This is a genomic window from Rahnella ecdela (genome assembly GCF_019049625.1).
Taxonomy (GTDB): Bacteria; Pseudomonadota; Gammaproteobacteria; order Enterobacterales; family Enterobacteriaceae; genus Rahnella; species Rahnella ecdela.
In genome coordinates, this window is sequence record NZ_JAFMOY010000110.1 from 25749 (window position 1) to 42788 (window position 17040).

A 17040-nucleotide genomic window follows, 5' to 3' on the forward strand; every position below is an offset into this window, starting at 1 on the left:
CGGCCTCGCGTTACGCTTTGGCGTTCCCTTCATAGTTTTGTTGACTGAGCCGATGTTCCTTTTGGAACTCTCTCAGCAACACCTCTTGCTCGTCAGTCAGAGCTAGGTTTTCCAGAAGTTCAGGTCTTCTAAGCCAGGTTCGACCCAGCGACTGTTTCAGGCGCCAGCGACGTATATCAGCGTGGTTTCCCGACAGTAAAACTGGCGGTACCTCCATGCCTTCCAACACTTCAGGGCGGGTATAGTGGGGGCAATCCAACAATCCGTCAGCGAAAGAATCTTCTTCTGCTGAAGCCTGACGACCCAGAACACCCGGTATAAAGCGGGATACTGAATCAATCAGAGTCATTGCTGGTAACTCTCCACCGCTGAGAACATAATCGCCAATTGACCATTCTTCATCAATTTCGGTTTTGATTATGCGCTCATCAATCCCTTCATAACGGCCACAAACCAGAATAACTTTCTGATGAGCCGCCAGTTCGCAAACACCGGTTTGATCCAATTTGCGACCCTGAGGTGAAAGATAAATCACTTTCACACCTTCGCCTGCCGCTGCTTTTGCTGCATGAATCGCTTCCCGTAAAGGTTGCACCATCATCAGCATTCCGGGACCACCGCCGTAAGGGCGCTCATCCACGGTACGATGTCGATCGTATGCGAAGTCACGAGGACTCCAGCAATTTACGCTCAACAGGCCATTCTTAACTGCCCGGCCAGTTACCCCGTAATCCGTAATTGCGCGGAACATTTCAGGAAACAGGCTAATTATACCAATCCACATAGCCTACCCCTTCCAAATGTTTGACCGCTCAACCAGACCTTGTTTACGTGAATAAACACTACGGAGGTCAAAAACCAGGATCCCAATCTACTTCAACAGTGCGAGTAGCGAGATCGACTTTCTTGATAACCTGCCCATCGAGGAACGGAATCAACCGCTCCTTGAGTCCGAAGGCATCTTTCAGGTTGGCTTTAACTACCATCACATCGTTAGAACCGGTTTCCATCATGTCGATGATTTTGCCCAGTTCGTAACCGGAAGTTGTCACTACCTGGCAACCAAAAAGGTCTTTCCAGTAATAGTCACCGTCTTCCAGTGGAGGCAGTTGCTTTGAATCGACGACAATCTCGCAATTGGTCAGAAGATTCGCTGCATCCCGATCATCAACGCCTTTGACTTTGATAATCAGGTCCTGAGTGTGGCGTTTCCAGCCTTCCAGCTCGACAACTTGCCACTTACCGGCACGCTGGATAAACCAGGGCTGGTAATCGAAGATGCTTTCAGCGTCTTCGGTGGATGAAAACACTCTGAGCCAACCACGAATGCCGTATGTTGAACCCATTTTGCCGAGTACTAACGGCTCAGCGGGTACCACTGGATTGGATTGCTTGCTCATTGCCACCACCGCGACAGATTAAGCTGCTTTCTTAGCGTCTTTGATCAGCGCAGAAACGCGATCAGAAACGGTTGCACCCAGATCTACCCAATGGGCAACACGATCCAGGTCCAGACGCAGAGCTTCAGCCTGGCCAGAAGCCAATGGGTTGAAGAAACCTACGCGTTCGATGAAACGACCGTCACGAGCGTTGCGGCTGTCGGTCACTACTACTTGATAAAACGGACGCTTTTTTGCGCCGCCACGTGCTAAACGAATTGTTACCATAACATCCTCTTTAGTTAATAAAACAACCAGACCCCATCGGGGAACGGGGTCTGGTTGCAATATAAAAAGCCCGAAAATTTTACTCATTTTGGCGCAAAAAGCAATCTAAAGCGTAGATAGCTTAGCCCGCAATTTGCATGAGCCGCCTATGTGGCTGATATATAGACAGTGATGTCGATTAACGGCCTGGGAAACCTGGTGGCATCATACCCTTCATGCCACGCATCATTTTCGCCATGCCGCCATTCTTCATTTTCTTCATCATGCGCTGCATATCGTCGAACTGCTTCAGTAAGCGGTTGACGTCCTGCACCTGCATGCCGGAACCCACCGCAATGCGGCGTTTACGGGAACCTTTAATAATTTCTGGCTTGGCACGCTCTTTGTGCGTCATCGAGTTGATGATCGCCTCCATACGCACCAGCACTTTGTCATCCATCTGGGATTTGACGTTATCCGGCAACTGACCGACACCCGGCAATTTGCTCATCATACTCGCCATACCGCCCATATTACGCATTTGCTTGAGCTGCTCGAGGAAATCGGTCAGGTCAAAGCCGTCGCCCTTCTTGAGTTTGCTGGCCAGCTTTTCGGCCTGCGCACGGTCAACTTTGCTCTCAATATCTTCGATAAGAGAGAGAACGTCGCCCATACCCAGAATACGCGAAGCGATACGATCCGGATGGAACGGCTCCAGAGCATCGGTTTTTTCACCCATCCCAAGGAATTTAATCGGTTTACCGGTGATGTGACGAATCGACAGCGCAGCACCGCCACGGGCGTCACCGTCGACTTTTGTCAGGATAACACCGGTCAACGGCAGCGCTTCGTTAAACGCTTTCGCGGTATTTGCGGCATCCTGGCCGGTCATGGCATCGACCACAAACAGGGTTTCAACCGGATTAATCGCGGCATGAACCTGTTTGATTTCGTCCATCATCGCTTCGTCGACGTGTAAACGGCCGGCGGTATCGACAATCAGAACGTCGTAGAATTTCAGTTTGGCCTGTTGCAGGGCGCGGGTAACGATATCAACCGGCTTCTCCTGCGCGTCAGACGCGAAGAAATCCACTTCAACTTGCTGCGCCAGGGTTTCCAGCTGTTTGATCGCCGCAGGGCGATAAACGTCGGCAGAGACCACCAGCACTTTTTTCTTTTTCTTCTCTTTCAGGAATTTCGCCAGTTTACCGACGCTGGTGGTTTTACCGGCACCTTGTAAACCCGCCATCAGAACAACAGCCGGAGGCTGCGCCGCTAAGTTAAGCTCGGTGTTAGCCTCGCCCATCGCGGTTTCCAGTTCTTTCTGGACAATTTTGACGAATTCCTGACCCGGTGTAAGGCTCTTATTGACCTCAACGCCAACAGCGCTCTCTTTCACCCGGTTGATGAAGTCGCGAACGACCGGCAGCGCAACGTCCGCTTCCAGTAACGCCATACGCACTTCACGTAATGTTTCTTTAATGTTTTCTTCGGTCAGCCGCCCGCGGCCGCTGATATTGCGCAGTGTGCGCGACAATCGATCGCTTAAATTCTCAAACATCGTCTCTTGCTCAACGTTATGACAGGCCGCTTTCGCGACGTAATTGCGGGATTATAACACGAAGCGCGGACGATCTCTGCTTTGGCATCTCAGATAGGTTGGAGCGTGACGCGGGTAACGTTATACTGCGGTTCTCATTCACTTTTCGATGCTACTGAAACGCTATGTCAGTTTTTGCTCTCGTCGCCATGTTGGCCTATCTGCTCAGCCTTGCACTGATCATTCCGAGCATCATCCGGAAGAACAGCGCATACCGGCGTTTAGCACTGATTTCTGTGGTGGTGGCGCTTGTCTGCCACGCTGTGGCATTACAGCAACGCATATTCGATGTCAGCACCGGCCAGAACCTCAGTCTGGTGAACATCGGCTCAGTAGTCAGTTTAATCATCGGTACGGTGATGACCATTGTGGCATCACGCAACCGCGGCTGGTTTGTATTGCCGATTGTTTACAGCTTCTCGCTGATCAATCTGGCATTCGTCACTTTCCTTCCGGGCGAATTCATCACGCATCTGGAAGAAAGCAAAGGCCTGCTGGTACACATCGGCCTGGCGTTATTCTCTTATGCTACGCTGATGATCGCGGCCCTTTACGCGTTGCAGCTGGCGTGGCTGGATTATCAGCTCAAGAATAAGCGCCTGACGTTTACAGCAGACATGCCGCCGCTGATGAGCATCGAACGTAAATTGTTTCACATCACCCAGATTGGCGTCATTTTACTGACACTGACGCTGTGTACCGGGTTGTTGTATCTGAACAACCTGTTCAGCCCGGAGAATATCGACAAGGCCGTCTTATCGATACTGGCATGGTTCGTTTATATCGTCCTGTTATGGGGCCATTATCACGAAGGCTGGCGTGGTCGCCGCGTGGTATGGTTCAGCATGGCGGGCGCCATCCTGCTTACTCTTGCCTATTTTGGCAGCCGCCTGATCCAGCAAATCATGGTTCATTAATTAAAAGGAATACCCGTTGGAGCACGTCTCGACAACAACCCTGATCATCACATTGATCATCATGGTGGTGGTTTCGGCTTATTTTTCAGCCTCCGAAACCGGTATGATGACACTCAATCGTTACCGGTTACGTCACCTGGCCAAGCAGGGTAACCGCGCGGCGCGCCGCGTCGAAAAGCTGTTAAAACGCCCAGATCAACTGATCAGCCTCGTGCTTATCGGCAACAACCTGGTCAACATTCTTGCTTCCGCTCTGGCAACAATTGTGGGCATACGTCTGTACGGTGATGCAGGTGTGGCGATTGCCACCGGTGTGCTGACGTTTGTCGTCCTGCTGTTCGCTGAAGTGCTGCCAAAAACATTTGCCGCACTGAATCCTGAACGCATCGCATTCCCGAGCAGTATTTTGCTGCGCCCGCTGCAAAAAATCATGATGCCACTGGTGTGGATCCTCAACAGCCTCTCCCGCCTGTTGATGAGGATGTTCGGTATCCAGACCACAACCGGCCTCAGCGACGCGGTGAGTAAAGAAGAGCTGCGTACCATCGTTAACGAGTCGCGCTCGAACATCTCCCGTCGTAATCAGGACATGCTGCTTTCCGTGCTGGATCTGGAAAAAGTCACGGTGGATGACATCATGGTGCCGCGCAATGAAATCGTCGGTATCGATATCAACGACGACTGGAAATCCATCATCCGCCAACTGACGCACTCACCTCATGGCCGCATCGTGCTTTATCGTGATTCGCTCGATGATTCGATTGGTATGCTGCGCCTGCGTGAAGCCTACCGCCTGATGACCGAGAAAAAAGAGTTCACCAAAGAAAATCTGCTGCGCGCCGCCGATGAGATTTACTACATTCCTGAAGGCACTCCGCTGAACATTCAGCTGGTAAAATTCCAGCGGAATAAAAAGAAAGTGGGCATTGTGGTGGACGAATACGGTGATATTCAGGGGCTGGTGACGGTCGAAGATATCCTTGAAGAGATCGTCGGCGATTTCACAACGTCTATGTCACCCACGCTTGCCGAAGAAGTCACGCCGCAAAGCGACGGTTCTGTCCTGATTGAAGGCAGCGCAAACGTGCGCGAGCTGAATAAAGCGTTTAACTGGCATCTGCCGGAAGACGGTCCCCGCACCATTAACGGTATGCTGCTGGAAGTGCTGGAAGAAATTCCCAATATCGGCACCAGTTTGCGCATTGAAGACTACGAAGTTGAGGTTCTGGATGTGCAAGACAATATGATCAAGCAGGTGCAGGTTCGTCCGTTACAGCCTTTGAAAAACACCGTGAATCAGCACTAACCCTCTGAATCTCAGGCATAAAAAAAGACGCGAAGTTCGCGTCTTTTTTGTCTTCCGCACACATCAAAACTAGATGTGCAGTTCGGACAGTTTTTCTTTTGGCAGGGCCAGTTCGTCGTTATGGTTCACCACAACGTCGTGGTCGAGAATGTGCTGCGCGATTTCCTGCGCTTCTTTCAGGGAATGCATCTCGAAAGTACCACACTGGTATTCATTCAGCTCAGGGATCTGACGCTGCTCTTTTACCTTCAGAACATCTGCCATCGCCGCTTTCCAGGCATCTGCCACGCGTTGCTCTTCCGGCACACCGATCAGGCTCATATAGAAACCTGTGCGGCAACCCATCGGAGAAATATCGATGATCTCAACACCGCTACCGTTCAGATGGTTACGCATGAACCCTGCAAACAGGTGCTCAAGAGTATGAATACCACGCTCAGGCATCACTTCAATGTTCGGGCGGCAGAAGCGCAGATCGAACACAGTAATGGTGTCCCCGTGTGGGGTATGCATGGTTTTTGCGACGCGAACAGCAGGTGCTGCCATACGGGTATGGTCTACGGTAAAGCTATCCAACAGTGGCATATCGTCACCTCTCCTAAATAAATTAATTTTTTTTACGAACTCAGGAAACCTTTTCCCAGCATGCGGGTCTTAATTAGTGAAAGACGCGCATTTGTTATCATCATCCCTGTAAACAGAGATGTTTATTTGGCCACATTGATTGTGGCCTTTTTCTTTTCTACTCAACGCTACTTTCTATTCAACGCTACTGCCTGCATTCGCAGCCAGGTATTCTTCAAAGCTTAGCTTATCCGCCGCTTCCAGTGCGCGCTGACGCTGCCATGAACCGTCCTGCTCAGCCATTAACGCGCTGGCATCTAATACTTCCAGTGGCTCACTGACCAGCATCTGACGATACTTCTCTGCCAGTTCCAGCCCAAGATTACCGACGCCCTGCTGTTTCAGGTCTTTGAGGATACGCGCCGAGTAAGTCAGCTCAGGATCATCAAACGCCGCAACCAGTTCTTTGCAGACATCCTGATAAAGGTTATCGCCGTTCTGGTTATCCATAACCTGAGCCACACGGTTCAAATCAGCAAACAACGCATTACCCACTTTGGCTAATGGCTGACGTTCATCGTTACACCCCATGCCGATCGTCTGGCCCGGTTTGCGCCCTTCAAGGATCACCCGGTTCCAGTTCTTACGCGTACAGAGCAGCTCATCACTGTTCATTTCCGGCGCGTCGGCTAAAGCACACCATACCAAAAACAGATCCAGGAAACGCGCCTGGGTAGCATCAATACCTACTGGGGAGAACGGATTGACGTCCAGCGAACGGACCTCAATATATTCGATCCCGCTGCGCATCAGCGCATCAGAAGGTGTTTCACCCGCTTTGGTGACGCGCTTAGGGCGAATTGGCGCATAAAGTTCGTTCTCAATCTGTAACACATTGGTGTTCAGTTGCAGATATTTCCCGTCCTTCTGCACACCCATTTCCGCATATTCAGCAGACGGTGTGCGGATCGCTTTCTTCACGCCCTGAACATACGTGGTCAGGTCATTAAAGGTAATGCCCAGATTGCTTTGTGATTTATTGGTGTAACCCAAATCACTCAGACGCAGTGATGTCGCATACGGCAGATAGCACAATCCCGCTTCGGTATATTCAAACGGCAAATCTGTTTCACGCCCTTTCAGGAATGAAGAACAAATTGCAGGAGAGGCACCGAACAGATAAGGGATCACCCAACCAAAACGGTAATAGTTGCGGATGAGTTTGAAATAACCCGCAGATATCGCCTCTTTGCCGCTTTCAACATCGGTCACGCCCAGCTTTTCCTGCCAGAACGTCAGCGGCAGTGAGAAGTTGTAGTGGATGCCGGAAATGACCTGCATCAGTGCGCCATAACGGTTTTTAAGACCTTCACGATAAAGCGTTTTGAAGCGCCCTGCGTTGGAGGAACCGTACTGCGCCAGCTCGATATCCTGTCCAGATTCGATAAAGCACGGCATGCTGAATGGCCACATCCGCTCGTCACCGAGTTCACGGGCCACGTGACGATGAATATCACGCAGGAACGCCATCAGATGCTCAATATTGTCATCGACGGGCGTAATGAATTCTAATAAGGCTTCAGCAAAATCGGTGGTTATCCAGTGATGCGTTAGTGCCGCACCTAAAGATTCCGGGTGGCCGGTTGTCGCTAATGAGCCATCGGGATTGACCCGCAGCGTTTCACGCTCAATACCGCGACGAATACCTTTTAATGCCTGAGGGTGGGCTTCCAGCCAGGAAAGCGCCTGAGATACATCCGGGATCAAATTGACCTCCCGCTCGGTGAAACCATTAATTTGCAAGCATACTGAGTCTGCATAGATGTGACCATAATTGATAGCTGATGCCAATCTAACCGAACCATGAGAGCCCCTCCAGCGTCACAATCGTCAAAAGGATGTAACGCACCGCTTTTCCAATACACATGAAAAAGACCACAGGCCCCCACGGCATTCGCAGCCAACCTGCTAACACGCATAACACATCGCCTATCACCGGTAACCAGCTCAGCAATAAAGCCGCCGGTCCAAAGCGCTTCAACCAACCCTGTGCAACGTGAAGTCCACGCTGAGGTTTAAGCTGTGGCAGAAAGCGTCCGATAATGACGTTGGTTATGCCACCTAAGGTATTGCCAACAGTTGCAGACAAAACCAGTGCCGCTGGCATTGCGCTGCCAGCTGACAATAAAGCGACTAATAAAACTTCTGAATTACCAGGCAAAAGCGTGGCACTTAAAAAACTGCTGCCGAATAAAGAAGCCAGCGCCACGGCGCCGCTCACAACGTGCGCACGTCCACAAAATCCATATTGGCGCGTTTCGCAGCCTCAATACCGAAATCTGCATCTTCAAAGACAACGCATTTTTCAGGAGGTACGCCGATTAACTCAGCGCAACGCAAAAAAGTGTCTGGCGCAGGTTTGTGGTTCTGAACGTCATTAGCGCCCACAATCGCATCGAAGCAATCACGCAGGCCCAAATGCCGTAACAGTGCATCCGCCATCCAGTGCTCACTGCCCGTCCCCACTGCCATTGGCCGGCGGCCACGATAAGCCTTCACCACATCAATCAGCGGCAACGGACGTACGGTATCGAGTAACATTTCCTGCACCGCCGCCGTCTTCTCAGCCGCCAGAAGATGGGGATCCATCTCGACGTTATTACTGTCGATGATAAACCTGGCGATGCGCCAGGTCGGAGAACCGTTCAGAGCAACCATGGATTCGAAATCATACTGCATGCTGTATTTAGTCAATACCTGATGCCATGCCTGACGGTGCGTCGGTTCGGTATCTAATATGGTGCCATCCATATCAAATATTAGCCCTTCGTAACGATCGTACATCGAAAGCTCCATGATCACGAAAAAACAGGAAAACTACTTTATCGCAAAGTCTTTCGAAAGTCGCATTTTGTCCGCACCTACAGCACATCCGAACACGCGGGAAAGATCAGGGAAATGAAAAGGAAGAGATAAAATCAGGAGGTAAAATGCAGAAAGCAAAAAACCCGCCGAAGCGGGTTTATCTAATAGGCTGCACCCAGAAAGATTATTCGGCAGAGCCTCGCCCTGCGGGCCGTTGCTAAAGCAACATTATCTTCCTTCGTGCTACCTTCATGCCGGAGGACTCTATATGAAAGCCGTCGCTGCAACATGTTTGGAATATGGTGCACCCAGGAAGATTCGAACTTCCGACCGCTCGGTTCGTAGCCGAGTACTCTATCCAGCTGAGCTATGGGTGCATTGGGGTCGTGCTGAGTTTTTTTTTGGAAAATACTAAGAGAAAGAATGGTGCACCCAGGAAGATTCGAACTTCCGACCGCTCGGTTCGTAGCCGAGTACTCTATCCAGCTGAGCTATGGGTGCATTTTGATTCTTACTGCAGATTTACCTGACCATTTTTCCGTACTACGTCGGCTTTTGCCTTTGCCCGTCACGCTCATTTGATTGCAAATCAACATACGTTCAGAAAAGTATGGTGCACCCAGGAAGATTCGAACTTCCGACCGCTCGGTTCGTAGCCGAGTACTCTATCCAGCTGAGCTATGGGTGCATTTTAAATGGCGGTGAGGCGGGGATTCGAACCCCGGATGCAGCTTTTGACCGCATACTCCCTTAGCAGGGGAGCGCCTTCAGCCTCTCGGCCACCTCACCATACGCCTCTTGCGAGTGTACTGACTAACTTTGTTTAAGCTCATCGGCACTGCGTGGCGCACATATTACTTTCTGGCCCTTATAAGTCAAACCCTTTTTTCCTAACAATCACCCGTTTGGACATTTCACGCGCAACATGAGCAGTTTGAAGACAAAAACAGAGGCCGACTGCACAAAAAACGTCTTCATTTTTAGCAAATGACAAATCGGGAGCGTTCGACAGAAGGAAATCAAAAACGAAAAACACAGGAAAATAAGGGAGGGAAAATCGATAACGCGCAGAAAAGAGGATCAGCGCCTCGCCATCAGCGAGACGCCTCGTAAATCAGTAACTCGTCTGTTGAGACTTCTCAGCCTGAATACGCTGATAAATCTCTTCACGGTGAACAGAGACCTCTTTCGGCGCATTCACACCAATGCGCACCTGATTACCTTTAACACCTAAAACGGTAACAGTAACCTCATCGCCAATCATGAGGGTTTCACCAACTCGGCGAGTTAGAATAAGCATTCTTTGCTCCTTGAATAATTAAAAGAGTCGGGTCTCTCAGTTTCCCGGCCATTATCGATCATAAGCGGGTAAAACGTAAGCCATGACCCCTACATTAAATGTAAGCAGCTTGCAACTTCAGCCATGAGTACTTTAAGTTTAGCCGATATCGTCATTGTCGCGACTTTAATCGCGAAGCTCACACCGCCATTAAGACTGAAAACGCCATACAGCACAATAGATTATGGCGTTTTCAGGGTTAGCTATTTATTTCTTATTACAGCTTAGCTTCAACCCAGGCTTCAACAGTCGCCAGAGCAGCAGGCAATGCCTGCACGTCGCTGCCGCCTGCCTGCGCCATATCAGGACGACCACCACCCTTGCCACCGACCTGCTGTGCTACAGAAGCAATCAGCTCACCGGCTTTAACGCGATCAGTCAGATCTTTCGTGACACCTGCAATCAGGCTGACTTTGTCATCAGCGATGGTTGCCAGAACAATAATCACAGAACCCAGCTGATTTTTCAGATCATCAACCATCGTACGCAGAATTTTAGGCTCTACGTTATCCAGCTGACGAACCAACAACTTAACGCCTTTCACTTCTTTCGTCTGGCTGGAAAGTGAAGCACTTTCCTGCGCAGCTTGCTGGCCTTTCACCTGTTGAAGCTCTTTTTCCAGCACACGTGAACGCTCAATCAGTGAACGGATTTTATCGGTAATGCTGTTCACATCGCCTTTCACCAAATGCGCAACGTCCTGTAGCAAATCGCTTTGCTGATGCAGAGCATTAATTGCATTCTCACCGGTGATCCCTTCAATACGACGAACACCTGCTGCGGTACCGGATTCACTCTGAATACGGAACAGACCGATATCCCCGGTACGACTGGCGTGAGTACCGCCACACAGTTCGGTGGAGAAATCACCCATGGTCAGAACACGAACGCTGTCTTCGTATTTCTCACCAAACAGCGCCATTGCGCCTTTTTCTTTAGCTTCTTCCAGATCCATGATCGTGGTCTGAATTGGCAGGTTACGACGAATTTGAGCATTCACCAGATCTTCGACCTGACGGATCTCTTCTGGTTTCATCGCTTCAAAATGAGAGAAGTCGAAACGCAGATAGTTGTCATTAACCAGAGAACCTTTCTGAGCCACGTGTTTACCCAATACCTGACGCAGCGCAGCGTGCAGCAAGTGAGTGGCAGAGTGATTCAGACGGATACGTTCGCGGCGCGCCACATCTACTTCAGCTTCAACACTGTCGCCAATGCTCAGCTCACCGGCATTCAGGGAGCCCTGATGACCAATCGCTTTACCGTATTTCTGGGTATCAGATACTGAGAAAACGCCTGATGCCGTTTTCAGGATACCTTTATCGCCCACCTGGCCACCGGATTCGCCATAAAACGGCGTATCATCCAGCACCACGATAGCGTTAACGCCCGGCTTGATATCATTGACTGGCTGACCATCAACAAACAGCGCCACCACTTTTGAATGGCGTTGCAGATGTTCGTAGCCGGAGAACTGAGTCACGCCATCAACACGAACCATGCTGTTGTAATCGGCGCTGAAACCGCTGGACTCACGCGCACGACGACGCTGTACTTCCATCGCTTTCTCAAACCCAGCTTCGTCGACTTTCAGATTGCGTTCACGGCAAACGTCAGCAGTCAGATCCAGCGGGAAACCAAAAGTATCGTACAGACGGAAAGCGATTTCGCCGTCCAGAGTATCGCCTTTCAATGCGGACAATTCTTCGTCCAGCAACGCCAGACCGCGCTCCAGGGTACGGGCAAACTGTTCTTCTTCGGTTTTCAGCAGTTGCTCGACCATCGCCTGTTGTTCTTTCAGTTCTGTTGCCGCCGGACCCATCACTTCAATGAGCGGAGCAACCAGTTTATAGAAGAACGTGTCTTTCGCGCCCAGCATGTTGCCGTGGCGGATCGCACGACGAATGATGCGGCGTAGCACATAACCACGGTTTTCATTCGATGGGATCACGCCGTCTGCAATCAGGAATGCGCAGGAACGGATATGGTCGGCAATAACGCGCAGGGATTTGTTGGTCAGATCAGTCGCGCCGGTAACTTCAGCCACCGCAGCGATCAGTTTCTGGAACAAGTCGATGTCGTAGTTAGAGTTCACATGCTGCATAACTGCAGTGATACGCTCCAGCCCCATTCCGGTATCTACCGACGGTTTTGGCAATGGCAGCATGGTGCCGTCAGCCTGACGGTTGAACTGCATGAACACCAGGTTCCAGATTTCGATGTAACGGTCGCCATCTTCTTCAGCAGAACCCGGAGGGCCGCCCCAGATATGATCGCCATGATCGTAAAAAATCTCGGTACAAGGACCGCAAGGACCGGTATCGCCCATCTGCCAGAAGTTGTCAGAAGCGAATGCGCCGCCTTTATTATCGCCAATGCGGATAATGCGTTCTTTTGGAACGCCGACTTCTTTTTCCCAAATCTCAAACGCTTCGTCATCAGTCTCATAGACGGTGACCCACAGCTTTTCTTTCGGCAGATTGAACCAGTTTTCGCCGGTCAGTAATTCCCAGGCGTAGTTGATGGCATCGTGCTTGAAGTAATCGCCGAAGCTGAAGTTGCCCAGCATTTCGAAGAAGGTGTGATGACGTGCGGTATAACCGACGTTTTCGAGGTCATTGTGCTTACCACCTGCGCGGACACAACGCTGGGACGTGGTTGCGCGGTTGTAATCGCGCTTATCCAGACCGAGGAAAACGTCTTTAAATTGGTTCATCCCGGCATTGGTAAACAACAGTGTCGGATCGTTTGTCGGGACAAGCGAACTGCTTGAAACAATGTTGTGTCCCTTACTATGGAAGAAATCGAGAAACGCTTGACGGATCTCAGCGGTGCTCTTGCTCATAAATATCCCGGAATCATGCTGGAAGAACGGCTCTTGAGCCGGATAACGCTGCATATGGCAGCAATCTGTACAGCTCACGAACGAAAAAGTGCGGATAAGATAAAATTTCTGCGCGGGGAAGTAAAATACCGTATGCGGTCAATCGTCAAAATCGCGATAAATAGACTGTATTTCTTCCTGAAAGAAGCCCCGATAGAGCAAATAACGCAGAACTTTTGATTTTTCTTTCCAGTCAGTCGGTAAATTTTCACCAAATTTTCTGACTGCTAAATCTCTCGCCAGAGCACACCAGTCCACTTCAGTGTTTTCCAGCGCCACGGTAATGATTTCTTTATCGACACCTTTTTGCAGTAATTCCGAACGGATGCGCTGCGCACCGTAACCTTTGTTACTACGACCTGAAATATAGCGACGGGCAAATTTGGCATCATCAAGCCAATGATGCTGATAACAGTAGTCGATGACTGCCTGTACATGTTCTTCCGGAATTTCTTCCGGTACCGGCCGCGGCTCTGGTTTGGCTCTTACGATTTCTTCTTCGGAGAAGTCATTTTGCGCCGATTTTTTTTGCGAAGACCAGCTACTTTTTTTATTCTGAGGTTTAACAAAAGGCATCGGAGGAATCAGCAATTTGCGGCGCAATTCTGTTTCGCCATGGTCGCGCTGAGCAAGCAGACGCATTGCGCGGTTTATCAGCGTATTGATTTTTGCTGCGTCGCCGTCTTTTTTCGGCGGCTCGAACAGTGTGGATTCACTGTTTTGTGCGACCTCTTCCAGCAGCTTTTTCAGATCGATGGCTTTTTCATTCATGATTTTTTTATCAGGTATGTTTTCATCGGACATCAGTTTCCCCCTTATATGCAAAATGCCAGTCTGGAAACCAGACTGGCATTTTAGCGACTTTAGAAAGTAACGGACAAAGTCCCCTGCCCTTCAAATGTCTTTGTCAGACAACCGCGAAATTAAAACTCTTCGCTGGTTTCCATGTTGTCGTCAGCGTCTTCCGCTGTGGTCGCAACACTCAGTTCGCCGGTACCGCTCAGCAGCATATCACGCAGTTTTTTGTCCAGCTCAGCAGCCACTTTCGGGTTTTCTTTCAGGAAGTTGCAGGAGTTCGCTTTACCCTGACCAATCTTCTCACCGTTGTAGCTGTACCATGCGCCAGCTTTCTCGACCAGTTTATGCTTAACGCCCAGGTCGATCAGTTCACCATTAATGTTGATACCTTCGCCGTACATGATCTGGAATTCAGCTTGTTTAAATGGTGCAGCGATTTTGTTCTTCACCACTTTCACGCGCGTTTCGCTACCGACAACCACATCACCTTCTTTGATAGCGCCGATACGACGGATATCCAGACGCACAGAGGCGTAGAATTTCAGTGCGTTACCGCCGGTGGTGGTTTCCGGGTTACCGAACATCACACCAATTTTCATACGGATCTGGTTGATGAAGATAAGCAGTGTGTTGGCGTTTTTCAGGTTACCGGCCAGCTTACGCATCGCCTGGCTCATCATACGTGCCGCGAGGCCCATGTGAGAGTCACCAATTTCGCCTTCAATTTCTGCTTTCGGTGTCAGTGCCGCTACGGAGTCAACGATGATTACGTCAACAGCGCCTGAACGGGTCAGCGCGTCACAGATTTCCAGAGCCTGTTCACCGGTATCTGGCTGAGAACACAACAGGTTATCGATATCTACGCCCAATTTTTTAGCGTAGATCGGGTCCAGTGCGTGTTCTGCATCGATGAACGCACAGGTTTTGCCTTCGCGTTGTGCGGCAGCAATAACCTGAAGGGTCAGCGTGGTTTTACCGGAAGATTCTGGTCCGTAGATTTCAACAATACGGCCCATTGGCAAACCGCCGGCACCTAACGCGATATCCAGAGACAAAGAGCCGGTAGAGATCGTTTCTACGTCCATGGAGCGATCTTCACCCAGACGCATGATGGAGCCTTTACCGAATTGCTTTTCAATCTGGCCCAGTGCTGCAGCTAACGCTTTTTGCTTGTTCTCATCAATAGCCATTTTTACTCCTCGTCTGATGCAGGGGAACATCCCGCCCGCATCACTGAATATAATTTATGTACAGGTAATTGGCAGTAATTATACTGTATGCTCATACAGTATCAAGCCTAATTTTTAATAAACTCACGCAATGCAGTTTGTAGCGAAAAAACAGCAGCTTGCAAGCGAACTGCTTCGCGATCGCCGGAAAAATGCTGTTTAGCGGTCAGAACACGTCCGTCTTTTCCGGCAAATCCAAACCATACCGTGCCGACAGGTTTTTCAGCAGATCCGCCATCAGGTCCTGCAATGCCGCTGACCGAAACAGCCACATCCGCGCCCGCAGCGTGTAACACGCCTTGCGCCATTTCATGCACCACCTGTTCGCTCACCGCGCCATATTCCTCAAGTGTGCTTTCGGATACGCCCAGCAACTCATGCTTAGACGCATTGCTGTAAGTGACAAATCCACGATCAAACCAGGCGGAGCTTCCCGCAATGTCAGTAATCGCTTTGGCAATCAGGCCCCCGGTGCAGGACTCTGCACAGGTGATCCACAACCCCTGCGCTTTCAGCGCCGCTCCGATTTCCACACTCAGTTCATGCAAACGTTTTTCGTCCATATCCCCTCCCGACGGGTCATCTGAAACAGACCCGATGTTAGCATTTCTCTTCCTGTCTGTGAGTCCCGTCGAAGCGTTTTGCGCGATGTATTCAGAATTGGGACGAAAATAAAAAAGAAGGGCCGCAATCTGCGACCCTTATTAATGTGGGTGACCCGGCGTTAGCGCGCGGCTTTCACCGCCTCACCTAACTGCCATACCGCCATCGCATAATGCACGCTGTGGTTGTAGCGGGTGATGGTGTAGAAGTTCGGCAGCCCGTACCAGTACTGATAATTGGTGCCCATATCGAGGCGCAGCAGGCTCGCCTCCTGATAGTTGCCGAGCGATCCTAACGGGCTCAGTCCGGCGGCTTTCAGGGTATACAACGGATATTTGGTTTTGAAACCGTTCTCAAGCAATGGTGCCTGACCGGCCGCCGGCACCGCAATCGGCGCACCTTTCGTCCAGCCGTGAGCTTTGAAATAGTTGGCGACGCTGCCAATGGCATCAATCGGATCCCACAGGTTGGCATGGCCGTCGCCGTTAAAGTCGACGGCGTAATCTTTATAAGATGAGGGCATAAACTGACCATAGCCCATTGCGCCCGCGAAGGAACCACGCAGACTCAGCGGGTCGTCCCCTTCACGACGGGACATCAGGAGGAAAGTTTCCAGCTCGCCGGAGAAATACTCTGCGCGACGCGGATAAGCAAAGGACAAGGTCGCCAGCGCATCGATAATACGGGTTTTACCCATCACGCGTCCCCAGCGGGTTTCCACGCCGATAATACCGACGATGATTTCCGGCGGCACGCCGTACACCTGCTCCGCACGCTGTAACGCATCCTGATACTGGTTCCAGAACACCACGCCATTCTGTACGTTATCCGGTGTAATGAATTTGCTACGATAACGGTTCCACGCGCCATTCGGCACTGTCGATGGCGGGCCAGATGGCGCCTGCTGATCCATCAGTCGCAATACAAATCCCAGACGTTTGGTTTGCGACAAAACATCATGCAGTTGCTGGCGGTCAAAACCATGTTCGCGCACCATTTTATCGACGAACAGATTCATGGCCGGGTCATAGGCAAAATCACCGGTCTGAACCGCACCGGTATGCTCAGGCTGGAGCAGAAAACCGCCGCCGGGCACCGAATTAGCGCTGGCATTTCTTCCATCGGAGAAAGGATTGCGCGGCCCTTCAGGCTGAGACGCGGGCTTATTACTGCTACATGCAGAGAGTGTAAGAACCAGGGGAAGAATGATTGCCAGGTGGCGCATCGGATATCCGTAACCATGCAATAAAAGAGGTGCCGACATGGTAGAGCATTATCAGAACCGAAAA

16 protein-coding genes and 4 tRNA genes are annotated in these 17040 nt (G+C 50.6%); 2 read left to right on the forward strand and 18 right to left on the reverse strand.

The window, feature by feature from the left end:
* Positions 1 to 10 precede the first annotated feature (10 nt).
* The 4 genes from trmD to ffh all read right to left on the reverse strand — a co-directional run bounded on the left by trmD (position 11) and on the right by ffh (position 3207).
* Positions 11 to 784 carry a tRNA (guanosine(37)-N1)-methyltransferase TrmD gene (gene trmD / locus J1784_RS04200; RefSeq protein WP_217148159.1) on the reverse strand — a complete coding sequence of 258 codons (774 nt, stop codon included), beginning with the start codon at positions 782 to 784 and terminating at the stop codon, positions 11 to 13.
* 67 nt (positions 785 to 851) lie between these two features.
* Positions 852 to 1400: a ribosome maturation factor RimM gene (gene rimM, locus J1784_RS04205; protein WP_013574036.1), complete on the reverse strand. Its 549-nt coding sequence runs from the start codon at positions 1398 to 1400 to the stop codon at positions 852 to 854.
* An 18-nt stretch (positions 1401 to 1418) separates the two neighbouring features.
* On the reverse strand, positions 1419 to 1667 hold the full coding sequence (rpsP, locus tag J1784_RS04210; RefSeq protein ID WP_056772785.1) for a 30S ribosomal protein S16: 249 nt from the start codon (positions 1665 to 1667) through the stop codon (positions 1419 to 1421).
* 178 nt (positions 1668 to 1845) lie between these two features.
* The gene (ffh, locus tag J1784_RS04215) at positions 1846 to 3207 is read right to left on the reverse strand and encodes a signal recognition particle protein (protein ID WP_112286849.1); all 1362 of its coding nucleotides are present in this window, start codon (positions 3205 to 3207) and stop codon (positions 1846 to 1848) included.
* Between the two features lie 164 nt (positions 3208 to 3371).
* On the opposite strand from ffh, the gene J1784_RS04220 reads away from it, so the two are divergent.
* Positions 3372 to 4163: a cytochrome C assembly family protein gene (locus J1784_RS04220; protein ID WP_013574033.1), complete on the forward strand. Its 792-nt coding sequence runs from the start codon at positions 3372 to 3374 to the stop codon at positions 4161 to 4163.
* Positions 4164 to 4179: 16 nt separating this feature from the next.
* Positions 4180 to 5469 (forward strand): HlyC/CorC family transporter, encoded by a 1290-nt coding sequence (locus tag J1784_RS04225; RefSeq protein ID WP_217148160.1) that lies wholly within the window; start codon positions 4180 to 4182, stop codon positions 5467 to 5469.
* 69 nt (positions 5470 to 5538) lie between these two features.
* Here the strand turns inward: J1784_RS04225 and luxS are convergent, their stop codons facing one another.
* The 14 genes from luxS to mltB form a co-directional block, all read right to left on the reverse strand.
* Complete coding sequence (gene luxS, locus J1784_RS04230; RefSeq protein WP_217148161.1) at positions 5539 to 6054, reverse strand: S-ribosylhomocysteine lyase; 516 nt, start codon at positions 6052 to 6054, stop codon at positions 5539 to 5541.
* A gap of 174 nt (positions 6055 to 6228) precedes the next feature.
* Positions 6229 to 7800: a glutamate--cysteine ligase gene (gshA, locus tag J1784_RS04235; protein WP_217148162.1), complete on the reverse strand. Its 1572-nt coding sequence runs from the start codon at positions 7798 to 7800 to the stop codon at positions 6229 to 6231.
* Positions 7801 to 7885: 85 nt separating this feature from the next.
* Positions 7886 to 8314, reverse strand: coding sequence for a YqaA family protein (locus J1784_RS04240; protein WP_217148163.1), 429 nt, complete (start codon positions 8312 to 8314; stop codon positions 7886 to 7888).
* On the reverse strand, positions 8311 to 8877 hold the full coding sequence (yqaB, locus tag J1784_RS04245) for a fructose-1-phosphate/6-phosphogluconate phosphatase (RefSeq protein ID WP_217148164.1): 567 nt from the start codon (positions 8875 to 8877) through the stop codon (positions 8311 to 8313). The genes J1784_RS04240 and yqaB overlap by 4 nt, the downstream gene beginning before the upstream one ends.
* A gap of 321 nt (positions 8878 to 9198) precedes the next feature.
* Positions 9199 to 9275, reverse strand: a tRNA-Arg gene (locus J1784_RS04250).
* Between the two features lie 47 nt (positions 9276 to 9322).
* A tRNA-Arg gene (locus J1784_RS04255) sits at positions 9323 to 9399 on the reverse strand.
* Between the two features lie 110 nt (positions 9400 to 9509).
* Positions 9510 to 9586, reverse strand: a tRNA-Arg gene (locus J1784_RS04260).
* Positions 9587 to 9594: 8 nt separating this feature from the next.
* Positions 9595 to 9687 (reverse strand) — tRNA-Ser (locus J1784_RS04265).
* Positions 9688 to 10012: 325 nt separating this feature from the next.
* Entirely contained in the window at positions 10013 to 10198 is a 186-nt protein-coding gene (csrA, locus tag J1784_RS04270; RefSeq protein ID WP_013574027.1) for a carbon storage regulator CsrA, read from the reverse strand.
* 256 nt (positions 10199 to 10454) lie between these two features.
* Positions 10455 to 13082, reverse strand: a complete 2628-nt coding sequence (alaS, locus tag J1784_RS04275) for an alanine--tRNA ligase (protein ID WP_217148165.1) — start codon at positions 13080 to 13082, stop codon at positions 10455 to 10457.
* Positions 13083 to 13220: 138 nt separating this feature from the next.
* A complete protein-coding gene (recX, locus tag J1784_RS04280; RefSeq protein WP_217148189.1) occupies positions 13221 to 13787 on the reverse strand; it encodes a recombination regulator RecX in 567 nt (188 codons plus the stop codon).
* 257 nt (positions 13788 to 14044) lie between these two features.
* Positions 14045 to 15109: a recombinase RecA gene (gene recA / locus J1784_RS04285; protein WP_120509024.1), complete on the reverse strand. Its 1065-nt coding sequence runs from the start codon at positions 15107 to 15109 to the stop codon at positions 14045 to 14047.
* 107 nt (positions 15110 to 15216) lie between these two features.
* Entirely contained in the window at positions 15217 to 15711 is a 495-nt protein-coding gene (gene pncC, locus J1784_RS04290) for a nicotinamide-nucleotide amidase (protein WP_217148166.1), read from the reverse strand.
* 161 nt (positions 15712 to 15872) lie between these two features.
* Entirely contained in the window at positions 15873 to 16976 is a 1104-nt protein-coding gene (mltB, locus tag J1784_RS04295) for a lytic murein transglycosylase B (protein ID WP_217148167.1), read from the reverse strand.
* Positions 16977 to 17040: the final 64 nt, after the last annotated feature.

Excerpts from the sequence above, each read along its gene's own strand:
- trmD (WP_217148159.1), bottom strand. The coding sequence starts at position 784 with ATGTGGATTGGTATAATTAGCCTGTTTCCTGAAATGTTCCGCGCAATT.
- rimM (WP_013574036.1), bottom strand. The coding sequence starts at position 1,400 with ATGAGCAAGCAATCCAATCCAGTGGTACCCGCTGAGCCGTTAGTACTC.
- rpsP (WP_056772785.1), bottom strand. The coding sequence starts at position 1,667 with ATGGTAACAATTCGTTTAGCACGTGGCGGCGCAAAAAAGCGTCCGTTT.
- ffh (WP_112286849.1), bottom strand. The coding sequence starts at position 3,207 with ATGTTTGAGAATTTAAGCGATCGATTGTCGCGCACACTGCGCAATATC.
- J1784_RS04220 (WP_013574033.1), top strand. The coding sequence starts at position 3,372 with ATGTCAGTTTTTGCTCTCGTCGCCATGTTGGCCTATCTGCTCAGCCTT.
- luxS (WP_217148161.1), bottom strand. The coding sequence starts at position 6,054 with ATGCCACTGTTGGATAGCTTTACCGTAGACCATACCCGTATGGCAGCA.
- yqaB (WP_217148164.1), bottom strand. The coding sequence starts at position 8,877 with ATGTACGATCGTTACGAAGGGCTAATATTTGATATGGATGGCACCATA.
- csrA (WP_013574027.1), bottom strand. The coding sequence starts at position 10,198 with ATGCTTATTCTAACTCGCCGAGTTGGTGAAACCCTCATGATTGGCGAT.
- alaS (WP_217148165.1), bottom strand. The coding sequence starts at position 13,082 with ATGAGCAAGAGCACCGCTGAGATCCGTCAAGCGTTTCTCGATTTCTTC.
- recA (WP_120509024.1), bottom strand. The coding sequence starts at position 15,109 with ATGGCTATTGATGAGAACAAGCAAAAAGCGTTAGCTGCAGCACTGGGC.
- pncC (WP_217148166.1), bottom strand. The coding sequence starts at position 15,711 with ATGGACGAAAAACGTTTGCATGAACTGAGTGTGGAAATCGGAGCGGCG.
- mltB (WP_217148167.1), bottom strand. The coding sequence starts at position 16,976 with ATGCGCCACCTGGCAATCATTCTTCCCCTGGTTCTTACACTCTCTGCA.